The sequence below is a fragment of the Fibrobacter sp. UWH6 genome (assembly GCF_900142465.1).
In the GTDB taxonomy this organism is placed as follows: Bacteria; Fibrobacterota; Fibrobacteria; order Fibrobacterales; family Fibrobacteraceae; genus Fibrobacter.
In genome coordinates, this window is record NZ_FRAX01000013.1 from 15,730 (window position 1) to 29,592 (window position 13,863).

A 13,863-nucleotide genomic window follows, 5' to 3' on the forward strand; every position below is an offset into this window, starting at 1 on the left:
TTTACGTTTGTTGTTCTAGAGCAAAAAGAAATTTGATTATTTTTATAACAATACCTTTAAGCCTAGCTTTTAAAAAATATCTAGAAGAAATCGTGGGAAAACAAATATAATAAGTTATGAGGACTATATAAAATAGGTTTTATCCTCTATACTTTATCATTTCTGCGCCTTTCACATAAATCGGCGCACCTTTGATGTAGTCTTCTTTTGTACTTCGCTCTTCTATGAATTTGGCCACATCCAACTTTCCTAAGGAAACTTCTTCGTCAAAGACGTAGCAGAAATAACGGCCTTGCGGATTCGGATATTGAGCCAAGCGCATTCTAGCTTCATCCATAACAGCTGTGTGATGAACTCTAAATACTTGCGGTTCCTTTGCCACATCCTCAATGTCATACAAGACTACAAACGAAACTTTTCTTTCACGGGTTTGCGTAATCAACTGCGCACCTGCACGATTCTTGTCTAAGCGGACGTTGTACAGCAATGTTCCTTTGTCATTTTTTCCAAGAATCCAATCAAGATGCTCCTGATTCTTATAACAGCCGACAACAATGTTGGCATCCATGTAGTTTTCAAGCCAATGCTGCGTAAGGAATCGAGCAGCAGGAGCCACATGCAACTTGCGAGGAATCTTTTCCAAAACAGAACTTGGATCTACTCCAATAGAGCATTCCTTTACTTCAAAATTCTGCTTCAGCAAGTCAAGCAAGGCTTCATTTTCTTCACGGAATTTTTCATCACGGTCTAAGGCAACGGAGTAATAATCCTTATCCTTGAAAGGTGTAAATACCTTGCCCAAAACCATCTGGAAATTTTCGCGCAAATATTCATCTGCAACAACATCAGCATGAGCCGTCATTACATAGAACTGGAATTTGTCTTCCAGAACCTTCCGGATTTCCTTTCGGAACATTTCGCGAACTTTATTTTTCCATCCATCTTTTTGTGCAGGATTATTTCGACCGTAAAGTGCGATGATGAACAAGAAGTTGACATTGTAATGTGCAACAATTAAGGTATCGCGATCAAAAAGACGATTTTCAAACTGCTTGTTAACATAAGGTTCAACTTTAGCAGAGCTAATATCATCGACTTGTTTCAAATCATTCTGCTGCGCACTGATAAAGAAGTTCGGCACCACATTGTACCCTTCCGTAACATCATCGCGCAATTTCAAGAGTCCCTGAGCATCCCCCGAATTATTAAATAGGTCAAGATTCCACTGAATCAAATTCCGAGCATAGGTGAACTGCTTATAAACCGATTCCGCACCCAGAGGCGTTTTTTGCTTGTAGTACTTCGAGTCGCCAATGTAATAAACAGAGTCTTCTCGATCATCATTGGTCAAGTTCTTATAACGGAATAAATGGTCAACTCGTTTTCCGTCATCTTGATCCTTCAAACCACTTGGAATCTTGTCGCGAGGGTCGCCAATAAGTTCATCGATAATGGACTCAAAAACAATGTTAAAATTCGTAACCAGGAGATATTCCTGTTCCGTAGTTTCCACATTGATTTTTTTGCTCTGGTCAAAGAACGCATAGCAAAGTTCCCACAGGTACAGGGCCTTGTCGCTAAAATACTTGTACTTGATTTGACGCAAACGATTCAAACCAAATCCGTTCATGTATTGGCGGAACTTATTTCCTTTTATCAGTTCAAATCCCAATGTAATCTGCACGGGGAAACCATATTCCTCACGCATATAATTCAGGATCGAAAAGAAGATGATCAAAAGTTCTTCGTCAAAATTTATCTGGCGTTTTTTATTTACCACCTGAGTGTAAATGGGCGTACCATTTTGCACAATGGCGTCGTTTTTACTGATAGTCTTATTCCAGTTGATTTTATTGAAGCCAGAATGAATATTCTTTAAAATAAAGAAGAAGAACTGCTGATTGTCGCGATTAAACTTTTGGAGAGCAAGCAGAATATCCAGGAATGTATTGCTTTGGCGCAACCTCCCCTTGCTCATTTGCGAAACATACTGACGACGAACTATCGTATTTTCAACGGTATCGTTAAAAACAACAATCGCCCTATAAATCCAAACCGCCAGTTCATAAATGAAATCTCGCTCTTCTTGAGAAAGCAAATCGCCAGAACTTTCCAAATGGATTATATCTTCAGGCTTGCAATGTCCAAAGACCATCTCATTTGCATCGATGAGGACCTTTGGCAAAATAAACACGCAATCCTTTAAAGAAGGATTGTAGTAGTAGCCGACGTAATTTACGCTCACCTTATCCTTAACATCACGCAGCGTAGAAATTCCGTCAAGAATGTTCTTGACAGAATCCGCTGGGTACTGATATTCTTCGATAAGGATTCGCACTTACTCGTCTCTGATTATTTCCATTTCGAAATTCAAATCGCTTTGCAAGTTTTTAAACAACGAATTGCAGGCAACTACATTTACTCCAGTTTTTAAAATATAATAACCAGCATTTTGATAGACATACGCAGCGTCTCTAGGATCAATCTTACTCAGTAAAGGTTTATTATACCGATGTAATCCATGTTTTTTTACAACATCGATTACATTGTCAATTCCGCATTTTTGAGCAATGACATCTAGTGCAGCCGAGTACATGCCAAAATTGGTTTTATAGTCTTCTATTTTTAATTCTTGATCCCACAGCCTAATAAATTTCATTCGCTTTGTTGGACTCGGCGTATTTTCATCGTCAAAAGCGCCCTCGTCACCATCTATAGCGCTATCTTTTTTTTTGACACCCAAATTCTTCAGCAAAATATCAACAACGGTTTCGTTTACAGAACCATCCGTGTTGTAGAAACTCTGGAAAGACATCGCCTTTCCATCATTCTTAAACATGGCATCATCAAAACCGTAATCCTTGAACACATCGTTATAGATGTAGAATAGAACCTTGCTTACAAAACGGTCTGCAGAGATTACGGTGTTGTTCGCCTTGCAGAAATAGAAACCTAGTTTCTTATCTTCGCTGCTTGTTGTTGAGCCAATCTTTTCATTGACCTTTTCAAGGAAATCGCTCCAGCTATAAGCTGACCCGTTGACCTTAATGGACCAATTCTCTTTCTTGGTGTCAATGGGAATATACTTCCAATCCCAACGGCGCTTAAATGCAGAATCAATGGGGAACAGAGACTGGTCGCTGGTATTCATGGTTGCCCAGATATAAAGATTCTTTGGCAACAGCAAAACTTCGCCAGACTTTACCCGTTCTGCAATACTTTTACCATCCTCCGATTTTTCATATTCGCCTTGAATTAAACCATCGTCAATGTTCAAGTTTTTAAAAGTCTTTGACAAGAATTTTTTTAGATCGGAATCAGCGATAATCGGGTAATCCGAGAAACCAAAATCATTTCGATCCAAAAGCTGGAACAGGTCTCCGAAAATCTGGGCACAGTTACCACGATTGATTTCTTCTACAATCAAAAACTGCGGCTTATTTTCGGCAAGCAAAGTCCAAGCATTTACATAAGCCTTCAAGAAAGCCTGGTCCACAAACTCATAAACAATCTTGGATTCAATAACCGGATTGCCATTTTCAACTACAACATGGCCAGAAACATCACGCAAAGGCACGTCGATTGTAGTCGGCTTGTAAGCCCCAACAAAAGTAGAGTAGTCACTATCTGGATGGAATGTTGTACGAACAACGCTCTGGCCTGCAGTCTGTTTCTTTATTTCATGAGACTTACCAGTGCCAGGGGCACCGAAGAAGATTATTTGTTGTGTCGCGTTTAAATTTCTTTCGGACTCACAAGACATATGTTCAGTCATAAACATATTTTTCGCTCTTATAAACATAAGGTATGTAGAAAGAGCATTCGAATATTGTTTATTTCCAGCTGAGTCGTATCGGAGAAATAAATCCTGAGTTTGCAACTGAGAAATGAGAGATTCAACATCACTCACATTATCATAATCAAGAATTGATAGATCTGTTGAATTTTTCAATAAATTTAAACACTCATTTATTCGATTAAAATCAGCATAGTTATTAACACTTTTGGGACTTTTTGTACATTTTTCTATAAATTTTTTGTATAAATCAAGTTTCTCTTTTCTCAAATCCATAATTCAAAGAGCCCATTTTTTATCACTAAATATTGTTGACGATTCATTTGTTGCCATGTGAACCAAAGTCTATTTAAGACTTTTCGTAATATCATTAAAAATACCGCTATATTTTTGCAAATTTTTTCTAATACCGGTTATCTTTTCTCGATCAAACTCCACATAAGGATCTTTTTTTGTCTTTAAGATTTCCTTTCCGTTTTTTTCTTCACTAACACAATGAGCTAAATCATTTCGAACATTAACAACATCTTCTAAAAAATCCTCATAGAAGTTATTTTTTCGGGGAGAATATTCAAAATTAACTTCATCTATAATAAGCTTAATTGTTCTCGCTTTTTGCGAGGAATCCATGCGGGGAATAATACTGTCAAAGCTTTCGTTTCTCCAACTATGAACGCAATCCTTATTACATCCATCTTTTTTCAAACGTTTTTTCAAAGATTCTTCCGAATTTTTCACAATATGATCGTTAAAAGATAATCTTTTTTCTTCAGACTCAAATTCTATATAATACTTCGCTACTATATTCTCCATTTTCTCATCGAGTTCGCTAACTTCTGACATTACTAAGCCACGAAGGTTGCTCAAATCATTCAGTTTTTCAACAGTCAAATCAATAATAGATATCATACTTGTTTTGAGTTGTTCATATGATGTGTCAGAAATCAACTTTAAAAATGTAATTCTGTTCAAACCTGATTTTGGAAGATCTAGCCCCTTTTGTGCGGAATAAAATAAAATTTCTGTATTTACACTTTTGCTTCGAATGTTTTTTATAAAATCTTCACCATTTTTTTCATCAATATTATAATCTGAAAAAATCACATCAAATTTCTTTTCAGAAATCTTATTTATAGCATCATCAACGCTCTCGCAAAAATCTAAGCAAGGATCAAAGAAGATGCTTTTAACATACTCCCTGATGTCATTATCAATTCCTAGTTCTTCGTATTCTTCTTTACGGTCATCAACCCAGAGTATATTATACTTCAAACCCATTACTTTTTCTCCCTCTTAAATCCAAAAGTAAATTCGACGCCTTTTTTCAAATTTTCTACTTGAATTTCCACGCCCATTTTTTTACAAATTTCGTGAATATGAAACAAACCTAAGCCACCCCCACCTGTTGTAGAAAATCGGTATTCAAAAATTTTTGACATGATGTCTTCTGGGATACCCTTTCCGTCATCCGCAAATGTCAAATTTATAAGGTCTTCATTTTCTATCCATTTTATTGCAATATTTTTTGCTCCTGCCTTTCGTGAATTATCCAAAAGACTATCCAACACAACAATAAAATCAATTGGAGCAAACTGCATTTCATAAGAAAGTGCCGTCTGTTTCACGCAAATTTGCATATCATCGTTTGCCAATGCATAAACATTCTCCATATACTCATTTACAAATGCAACGATATCCTTCGTTATTTTTTTTGACATTAAATCAAACTTTGCCTTACTAACAAAGTTCGATAGCGTTGAAATTTTTGTATTCTCAAATATTATTCTTTGAACAAATTTTACCACGCTCTCCAGATTTTCAGCATTAACAGCATCCAGAGCCTTCAGCGCAAGGGCATGAATAAAACTCGATGTATGAGTAATATGGTGCTGCAAAGCACTCAATTGCTTCACATCCTTATTTACATCGGAGGATAAGAAAAGATTTTCTGTTGTGACACGATCATAGTGACCTTGAAGTTCTTGCTTTTCTGATTCAGCTTTTTGCTGTAGTGATTTTGCAACATTCGCTTCATATTTAGCTTCATCTCGTTCCGATGAAGCTTTTTGAGCCCGGATTTCAGCTTCTTCTGCTCTACGTACTGCAGCGTCTTTTTCTTTCTGCATTTCCGCAAGCTGTCTTTTTGCATCCTCTACGGAAGCCATCAACGAGCTATCATTTGTCTGCTCAGCTATTCGTTCCAAATCACTAATCACTTGCGGATTAGCATTATCAAATAAAGTTGGCTGCGAAAAAATATTCGCAAGATCTCTATTGTAATATAGGACCTGAATATTTTTATCGCTTATCAAAGTTTTAACTAATTGAACGAAATCAATCTTACTGCCCAAGCTAGAATTAATCACATAATCTGCAGAATCTTGATCCTTATCCTTGCCAAGGACCTCTCTATTCTTTTGAACTTCCAAAACATTCTTAAAATATTGCCTTTTTAAGAATCCTTCTCCCCAAAGAACGCCAACAACATATCGTTCTAAACGATGATGAACAATCTCAAAAAAACGATATAGTTGCAAAGTCGTTTCAGACTGAATCAGCCCTCCATCTCGACTAGAAACTTCCTTAAACTCATCAATTAGATCCGTTACGACATCAACTCTACCAAATAAATCACGTGTTCCTAGAAAACGGTTATACCCCTGCTGAGCACGATAATCCAACTTCCAACTATCATCACCCGGATTACCAAATGGCAAAATTCTAAAACCATTTCGGAACAAAAATACAGATCCATAATTGACGGGCTGAACGCCCATCTGAGTAGAAAACGCTTGTTTCGCAGCCTTATTTAAAAAATAGAGGTTTATTCTTACATTCTCTAATTTTCCAAAGCTGTTTTTTTCGCGAATTCGATATATTTCAGTGCCTCTGTCCACAATTGAAGTTTCAACAAAATCCTTATTCAAGGCCACATCAATTCGCGTAGTCTTCAAGTTGATAACTTGAGCGATACTATTTTTTATAACACCATTTACGATCTTTGAATCTAAAGATCCTTTTCTTTGTTCATCGAGATCACGTTTCTTTTCTGACTCGCATTTTATCTCAATATTAAAACTGATTTTTTCAGAAAAAGGGTTTATAAGTTTTTCGAGAGATCGCTTCAACTCTAATATAGTTTCTCGGCTCCATGCGTCTCTCAAATTTGTTATTTCAAGAATCGTGCCAGATTTTTGTTTTTTTGAAGAAAACAAGTCATCGTTTAAAACTTCATGATTTACATTAATACTGATGAATTCCTTTTTTTGGTCTTCTTCAAAATCAGACCAATTAACAGCAAGGTGCTCAACAGAATTTTGTACTTTCGTTTTTGTAAATAAATCTAACTTTGCGCCTAAGCGATCGCAAGAAAAACGGCCAACTCCTTTCGCGCCAGCATAATGGCGATTTATCCTATCTCGATACGATTTCTTTTTTTCTTCTTCAATATCTTCAGTGCCATCTTTTTTTGCAGAATAAGCAAGAAACAACCATTTGTTTTTTAAATCGTCAATAGACATTCCCTTACCATCATCGCTAATGGTAATTTTATCCGGTTCAAAGTCAATAACGACCTTCGAGGCGAAGGCATCGTAAGAATTTTTGACCAACTCAAATATGGCGATATTGTTGTTTCGTATTAAATCTTGACCAACAAGATTTTTTAGAGCAGAGCTAACTTTAAACTGAACCTTATCCATTTTGTAAAACCTCCATTACGGCTTTACCAACTTGTTCGGCGAACAACGGGGGTACGGCATTTCCGACCTGAGTATAACGAGGAACTTCTTTTTTTCTCAACTTGCCACCAGATGTATACTTCCCCTTAAATTCAAACCAATCGGGAAAACTTTGAATTCGTGCTTGTTCTCTTACTGTCAATATGCGGGGTTCTTTGTAATGAACCAATTCATCGGGAATAGATGTAATTGTTGGCGCTTGGGCGTTTGCGTCTAAAACAGTAACACCTCGTCTCTTTAAATTTTCAACGTAACCATCTGAAGGAATAATTCTTTTCCCCGCAGGAGCTTTCGCCAATAGATCTTCATGCAGCTTCACAATTGTTTTGGAATGGTTCACGAAACGATGACTATCAACAGCAGTTGATAAATCACTCAAGGATTTTCTCATCAATCTTTGATAACCGGACTCAGCCTTCCCGTATAAACCAGCCTTAAAATTTTTCGAATCTGGCGAGAGGCATTCTCCGTTCTTTTTTTCGAGATCGCTCAAAGCTTCCCTAATAGTCGTCTTCATACCTATGCCATGTTCCGTACAAAACGAAGCTCTGTTTTGTCTTAGTCTTTGAAAAACTAATTCTGGATCTTTATCTCGCATTGCAATTAAAATAAAACGCTTGCGTTTTTGAGGCACCCCAAATTCAGAAACATCTACTACATAAGAAGCTACTTTATATTCAAGTTCTTCCAACTTTTCTACGACATAGGTGGAATACTTTTTTATAGATCCTCGATTACCTTTAAAGTTCACAGTGAATCCATGAACGTTTTCTAAGATTAACGCTTTTGGCTTTACATACTCAATAAATTCCAAATATGACTTAACCAGCTTATTACGTTCATCTTTCGTATCTCGTTTCCCCGCTAACGAAAATCCCTGGCACGGTGGACCTCCTGCAACCAAGTCCACAGAACCTTGAAGAGCCTCTAAATCATCCTTATTCTTTTTTAGGACCTCTTTAATATCGTGCGAACAAACATCTAGCCATTCCGGCCAATTAAAATGATTTTGCGAATCAATCAAATTGTATTTCAATGTTGAAAAAGCATCTCGATTTTTCTCAATAGCAAACAACCCCTGCCAGCCAGCATTTTGCAAACCGACAGATAGGCCACCACATCCTGCAAAAATATCAATGTAACGCACTATTGAGCCATTCCCTTTTCAACGATACAAAAAAACAATTACAGCAAGCGTACAACTCACCAAGATGTAATATAGAATTATTCCGTTTTTTATTTCAAAAAAAACACTAAAACACACTTTTTTCCCCTCTCTATACCCCTCTGTCCTCCTTAACGCCTTTCAATACCCTTCTATACCTTTCCGTCCCGATTTGTCCCCAAAAAGTATCTTGCCACTCCTCAAGGATTTCACAATATTAAGTTGTATAAAATTCAAAAAGGAGGAAATATGTTTTTTGACCCAACTGTTCTTGCGCCAATCGCAACAATTCTCGCATCTATCGCGACTTTGGCCGTCCCGCTCTATATTGGTATATCGCAAAACAAACTGCAAAAGCGGATGCACAACAGAGACTGCATGCTGGTGCGTCAAGAAAAATTGCTGGAGATATACAATGTCTTTGCGTCGTGTCTAAACAAGTTGAACATCAATGCCGTGCTGCAAAAAATGAAAATGGGACAGCCAGAAAATCTCCCCGTCATCATGCTGGACCACGCGGACAAACTTTACAGATCGCTAGATGAAGCTCGCCTATTATTTGACGATGAAAAGTTACTCCAGGTTCTAGAAAACATAGCTCACAAATACAGTCGCTTGGTAAATGAATACATCGACTTAATTGCTGTGAGTCAATCTAAATATGCGGAGAACCTCCAGAAAGTCTGCGAAAAATTTCCAGGTTTTCAGCCCCTGCCGCTCAGTAACATTCTAAATAACAAAGAGGTTGCTGACTATTTCAACGAGCTAAATACAACGGAGCAATCCGCACGATGGGAAAAGGAGATAGAAGCCTTCCAAAAAGAAGATCTTTCCTTCGAAAATTTTGACATCTATTTCAAGAAGCATATCATTACTGCGGAGTTGTAAAATCCATTTCGACAAGATTCTGCAGGATTCCAAAACAGTTGTTAAATTTTGCAGAAAGTGATATATGTGTACGATTCTTTTGTCAATCAAACCCGAGTATTCCAATAGGATTCTTGCAGGAACCAAGAAGTTTGAGTTCCGTCGCCAGGTGGCAAAGCGCCATGTGGATCAAATTCTGATTTATTCCACATTTCCCGAAATGAAGGTTGTGGCCTCCGTCGCGGTGCTTGGGGTACTCAAGGAGACTCCATCCAAGCTTTGGCAAAAGACCAAGGAATTCTCTGGAATATCCCACGAAAAGTATTCAGCATATTTTTCGCAGAAGGAATTTGCTTACGCGTATCAGCTGGGCGAAGTAAAAAAATTCAAGAGAGCCAAGGATCTTTCTGAATACGGAATCACTGCAGCACCACAGTCGTTCGTATACATTGATACGTAGGGGCCGGGGAACTCCCATGCGTCATACCGCTTCTATGGTGAGGAAGCGCCGACATTTGCAAAAAAGGACCCGCGTGGGGTCCTTATGTTCTATTTCTGCATTTCAGCTAGCTTCGCCTTGAGTTCGGCAATCTCGCGTTCTTGCTTTTCGATGGTTTCGTCCTTTGCGGCGATAATCTTCTGGTTTCGCTCGCGCTCTTTTTCGCGTTCATCTTCCCTGGCGAGCTGGATTTCCTGTTCCCATGTCATGTAACGCTCCTGCGTCTGGTTGTCGGTCTGGTACCACTTTACCTTGGTGTCGATTTCCTCGGTCTCCGTGGAGTCAGCAGTGTTGGTTGCGAAATACTTCAGGTACGGCTTGAGGGGATGCTCGTCCGGAAGTTTCTTATACTCGTTAAAGATATAAAAATTCTTGAAGGTGCGGTCGTTCAAAGCGACATCTTTATTCTCCACCGCGAAATTCTGGAAACTGTAGATGGGCTGGTCCTTCCCAAAGATGTCATCTGGGCAGATGAAAAGCACGTACTGGTCTTTGAGACTCTTGTACATGGTGCCCCTGTGCAGCTCGTGAGTGTCGCGAATGGACTGGTAGTAGCGGGCGCGCTTGGGAAGTTCCTTTGTGTCCTTCACCTGCATCTCCAAATCAAAAGAACGGATGGTCTTGCCTTTCTCGTCGATCTGCTGGGTGAACACGTCGTAGCGGACGCTCTTGTTGAAGACGCCCACCTGTTCCGTCTTTTCCTGCTCGGGCTCCTTCAGGTCGTAGATCTTGATGCCGAGGGCGGCCTCGATGAAGGGCTTGGCGATTTCCTTGTGGCTCATGACCAGCGGGAACACGAAACTGTTGGTGATGGTGAATTTTGAGATGCCTCCGGCTCCAGTGCCAAAGTCCTCCGAAGTCTTGCTTTCGCTCATGAAAAGTTCCTGTACATCCGGCGACGCGGCCGGTTCGCGGGTAGGACTGTTTCTACCTGCTTATATACACGCAGCAAACTTCCCTTTTGCACAAGAAATCTTTGTAAAAATTACTTTTCCCATTCTAGCACTGGATATCCGTCATTCATTTTTGAATCATACACAAAGTCATCGCCAAGGAGTTCTGCAAATTCCTGGGACTTCATTTCTTCTTCAGTCTTGGGGGTGGCAACACCACCGCCATTGTTCAGGCCGAAGGGTTCCTGGTCGCCCTGCTTTAAGTAATAGTAGTCAGCCATGGTGGTATTGTAGTTGTAGCCAATCATCAGGCCCACCAGAGAATCGCCATCAACCTTGCCGGTAGAATATGCGGAGCTGATTACACCTTCAGAATTAGAACCGAATACACCGCCGACACGCAGCGTTCCAGAAATATCACCCGTATTATACAATGATGTTGTAGAGGACGAAATCAAGCTGCCCACAATTCCTGCAACGAACTCAATACCTTCTACTGAAGCTAGATTTGCTGCACGAATAATTTTTATTTGGTTACCCGACCCAATTATTCCCCCAACACTTTTTTCACCAACAATATTTCCACCATTCTTTGCAGACTCCAATGTTGTTATTACACTATTTCCAGATATGTTTGGACTTGCATAACCAGCCACTCCAAAAATGCCGCCAACATTATTAACGCCCACAACTTCAGCATAATTTTCTGCATACTTACAAGTCAACAAATAAGAACTCACATAAGTATATCCCGCACGACCCGAAATTCCGCCGACTATATTTCGGCCTTCAACACTACCATAATTGTACAGGGAATCGATATAAGCGCAATGCGAATTTCCCATTACCCCACCAACTTCATCCCGTCCCTTCACTTCACCATGATTCTTAGAATTTTTGACATACACAGTCTTAGACGGTGCACACTTTGCTAAACCAGCAATTCCACCTACATAGTCGGAAGTACTCGTAACAGAAGCATAGTTTTCAACCTTAGATACTGATCCAGAAACTGCACCAACGATTGCAGCTGTATAATTTCCACCCTGAACCCAAGAATTTTCAACAATAAAATTTTGAATTGTCCCACTGGAATTTCCAAACAATCCGTTGTGTGTACTGGTGGTGTTAATGAACATTCCACTCACGGAATGACCATCTCCATCGAAGTTTCCGGTAAAGGCGACATTGGAATTACCAATGGGGGTCCACTTGTGCAACTTGGTGGAATCAGCCACCAAGGCGCCATTTTCGTCAATGACGTCGCCTTCATTCAAGATGATGTCGGCCCCCAGCTTGAAATACTTGCCGTCGTAATCCTTATCCTTCGCGCCTACAATAAATGAGAGGTGGGCCAGCTGTTCAGCGGTAAGGATCATATAGGGGCTGAGTTTCGTGCCGGTGCCGCATGCGAATTTCTTGGCGGTGGTTCCATCCCAGGGATTACCTGTTTCGCCCACGCATTCATTGTCAATGCCGCCGGACTCGCTGCCGGATCCTTCACCCTTCACGGAACTACTGGAATTTTTCGTTTTGCTGCTAGAAGAAAACTCATCATCGTCGTCCTCCGTGGCGGGGACTGTACTAGAGGAACAAGCTCCCAGAAGGGAACAGCCAAAAATCGCAGACACAAAAAGCGGCAAACAACGCATAAAATTCTCCTTTCAATGAGAAAATAATCTTTTATTTGTGCCTACGGGAAGATGTAACCAAAAGGGAGTCGCAAAAGTGAGGGAAAACACTTTAAGAAGAGCGAAGCGAGTACAGCCGGGCACGGGTGACAACTTGACGCGCGACGATATTGCCGACGGCTACACGGATTACGTCATCTGGAACAGGCTCGCGCCGGAGTGTCTGGATATCGACGGGGACCTGCCCATGGGATGTATCGACAGCGGGATGATTTTGCTGAAGGAAGATTCTTTCGATGTCCTGGGAATGGTGATGCGCTACGCCTACGGGGAGAACGCCCCAGGCGCCATCCCGCTTCTATGGTGAGGATGCGTCGCCAATTGCAAAAAAGGACCCACAAGGGTCCTTTCGTTCTATTTCTGCATTTCAGCGAGCTTCGCCTTGAGTTCGGCAATCTCGCGTTCTTGCTTTTCGATGGTTTCGTCCTTTTCGGCCAGGGCATTGTCCTTTTCGGCGATTTTCGCATCTTTTGCCTTGCTTGCTGACTCCATCCTGCGAACCTTGCGTTCAAGGGCACGGTATGCGTCTCCGGCGCTCACAAAGCCAAGCCTTTGTCCGATACTCTGGAATGCCATTTTCAGATCCTCCAACGCCTTGCGGCTGACATACTCATCCAAATATAACTCAATCTTGCTGACAAGGCAAACGAAAGGACCCCCGCGGGGTCCTTGTGGTTATTTGCTCATTTCTGCCAGCTTTGCCTGAAGAGCGGCGATCAGCGCGTCCTTCTCAGCGAGGGCATTGTCCTTCTCGGCCAGGGCATTGTCCTTCTCGGCGAGGGCGTTGTCCTTCTCGACCAGTTTGGCATCCTTCGCCTTGCTTGCCGACTCCATCCTGCGAACCTTGCGTTCAAGAGCGCGTCGTTCGTCGCCTGCACTCACAAAGCCAAGCCTTTGTCCAATACTCTTGAAAGCCATCTTCAGTTCCTCCAATGCCTTGCGGCTGACATACTCATCCAAATATAACTCAATCTTACTTACAAGGCAAGCGCTTTCGCTGCTGGGTAACGTCCGCAACTTTTTCTCCATTTCAGGCAGCAACGACTCGTACTTTATCATGTCGAAGGCGTACTTCATGGTGATGGCACCAATGGCCGCCTCAGCGTTGCTGTGAGCCAGGCAAAGGTCGTCGTCAATTTCCGCCAGGTTCACAAAGGCGAACTCGAAATGCGGAATGCGGCCGTTGTACATGGCATGGATGTTTTTGTATTG

At 40.8% G+C, this 13,863-nt stretch carries 12 protein-coding genes; 3 read left to right on the top strand and 9 right to left on the bottom strand.

Annotation, left to right across the window (positions count from 1 at the left end; genetic code table 11):
* Window positions 1-139: 139 nt before the first annotated feature.
* The 5 genes from BUB73_RS11325 to BUB73_RS11345 all read right to left on the bottom strand — a co-directional run bounded on the left by BUB73_RS11325 (window position 140) and on the right by BUB73_RS11345 (window position 8,683).
* Window positions 140-2,338, bottom strand: coding sequence for an LlaJI family restriction endonuclease (locus BUB73_RS11325; RefSeq protein ID WP_073285950.1), 2,199 nt, complete (start codon window positions 2,336-2,338; stop codon window positions 140-142).
* Window positions 2,339-4,072, bottom strand: a complete 1,734-nt coding sequence (locus BUB73_RS11330; protein ID WP_073285953.1) for an AAA family ATPase — start codon at window positions 4,070-4,072, stop codon at window positions 2,339-2,341.
* Window positions 4,073-4,141: 69 nt separating this feature from the next.
* On the bottom strand, window positions 4,142-5,074 hold the full coding sequence (locus BUB73_RS11335; protein WP_073285955.1) for a response regulator: 933 nt from the start codon (window positions 5,072-5,074) through the stop codon (window positions 4,142-4,144).
* A complete protein-coding gene (locus BUB73_RS11340; RefSeq protein ID WP_073285958.1) occupies window positions 5,074-7,497 on the bottom strand; it encodes an ATP-binding protein in 2,424 nt (807 codons plus the stop codon). Before BUB73_RS11340 ends, BUB73_RS11335 begins: the two co-directional genes overlap by 1 nt.
* Entirely contained in the window at window positions 7,490-8,683 is a 1,194-nt protein-coding gene (locus tag BUB73_RS11345) for a DNA cytosine methyltransferase (RefSeq protein ID WP_073285961.1), read from the bottom strand. The genes BUB73_RS11340 and BUB73_RS11345 overlap by 8 nt, the downstream gene beginning before the upstream one ends.
* A gap of 267 nt (window positions 8,684-8,950) precedes the next feature.
* On the opposite strand from BUB73_RS11345, the gene BUB73_RS11350 reads away from it, so the two are divergent.
* Both BUB73_RS11350 and BUB73_RS11355 read left to right on the top strand, forming a co-directional pair.
* On the top strand, window positions 8,951-9,589 hold the full coding sequence (locus BUB73_RS11350) for a hypothetical protein (RefSeq protein ID WP_073285964.1): 639 nt from the start codon (window positions 8,951-8,953) through the stop codon (window positions 9,587-9,589).
* A gap of 79 nt (window positions 9,590-9,668) precedes the next feature.
* On the top strand, window positions 9,669-10,028 hold the full coding sequence (locus BUB73_RS11355) for an ASCH domain-containing protein (RefSeq protein ID WP_217650914.1): 360 nt from the start codon (window positions 9,669-9,671) through the stop codon (window positions 10,026-10,028).
* Between the two features lie 89 nt (window positions 10,029-10,117).
* Here BUB73_RS11355 and BUB73_RS11360 read toward each other — a convergent pair whose 3' ends face one another.
* Window positions 10,118-10,942: a hypothetical protein gene (locus tag BUB73_RS11360; protein WP_073285970.1), complete on the bottom strand. Its 825-nt coding sequence runs from the start codon at window positions 10,940-10,942 to the stop codon at window positions 10,118-10,120.
* Window positions 10,943-11,052: 110 nt separating this feature from the next.
* Window positions 11,053-12,612, bottom strand: a complete 1,560-nt coding sequence (locus BUB73_RS11365) for a hypothetical protein (RefSeq protein ID WP_073285973.1) — start codon at window positions 12,610-12,612, stop codon at window positions 11,053-11,055.
* Between the two features lie 133 nt (window positions 12,613-12,745).
* On the opposite strand from BUB73_RS11365, the gene BUB73_RS17350 reads away from it, so the two are divergent.
* Window positions 12,746-12,958 carry a hypothetical protein gene (locus BUB73_RS17350; RefSeq protein WP_175552212.1) on the top strand — a complete coding sequence of 71 codons (213 nt, stop codon included), beginning with the start codon at window positions 12,746-12,748 and terminating at the stop codon, window positions 12,956-12,958.
* A gap of 47 nt (window positions 12,959-13,005) precedes the next feature.
* On the opposite strand, the gene BUB73_RS11375 is transcribed toward BUB73_RS17350, so the two are convergent.
* A complete protein-coding gene (locus BUB73_RS11375; protein ID WP_139259199.1) occupies window positions 13,006-13,227 on the bottom strand; it encodes a hypothetical protein in 222 nt (73 codons plus the stop codon).
* 99 nt (window positions 13,228-13,326) lie between these two features.
* Window positions 13,327-13,842: a hypothetical protein gene (locus BUB73_RS11380; RefSeq protein WP_073285981.1), complete on the bottom strand. Its 516-nt coding sequence runs from the start codon at window positions 13,840-13,842 to the stop codon at window positions 13,327-13,329.
* Between the last annotated feature and the right edge of the window lie 21 nt (window positions 13,843-13,863).

What these genes read in the sequence shown, in the direction of transcription:
- BUB73_RS11330 (WP_073285953.1), bottom strand. Translation starts at nt 4,072, where the DNA reads ATGGATTTGAGAAAAGAGAAACTTGATTTATACAAAAAATTTATAGAA.
- BUB73_RS11335 (WP_073285955.1), bottom strand. Translation starts at nt 5,074, where the DNA reads ATGGGTTTGAAGTATAATATACTCTGGGTTGATGACCGTAAAGAAGAA.
- BUB73_RS11340 (WP_073285958.1), bottom strand. Translation starts at nt 7,497, where the DNA reads ATGGATAAGGTTCAGTTTAAAGTTAGCTCTGCTCTAAAAAATCTTGTT.
- BUB73_RS11350 (WP_073285964.1), top strand. Translation starts at nt 8,951, where the DNA reads ATGTTTTTTGACCCAACTGTTCTTGCGCCAATCGCAACAATTCTCGCA.
- BUB73_RS11360 (WP_073285970.1), bottom strand. Translation starts at nt 10,942, where the DNA reads ATGAGCGAAAGCAAGACTTCGGAGGACTTTGGCACTGGAGCCGGAGGC.
- BUB73_RS11365 (WP_073285973.1), bottom strand. Translation starts at nt 12,612, where the DNA reads ATGCGTTGTTTGCCGCTTTTTGTGTCTGCGATTTTTGGCTGTTCCCTT.
- BUB73_RS11375 (WP_139259199.1), bottom strand. Translation starts at nt 13,227, where the DNA reads ATGGCATTCCAGAGTATCGGACAAAGGCTTGGCTTTGTGAGCGCCGGA.
- BUB73_RS11380 (WP_073285981.1), bottom strand. Translation starts at nt 13,842, where the DNA reads ATGTACAACGGCCGCATTCCGCATTTCGAGTTCGCCTTTGTGAACCTG.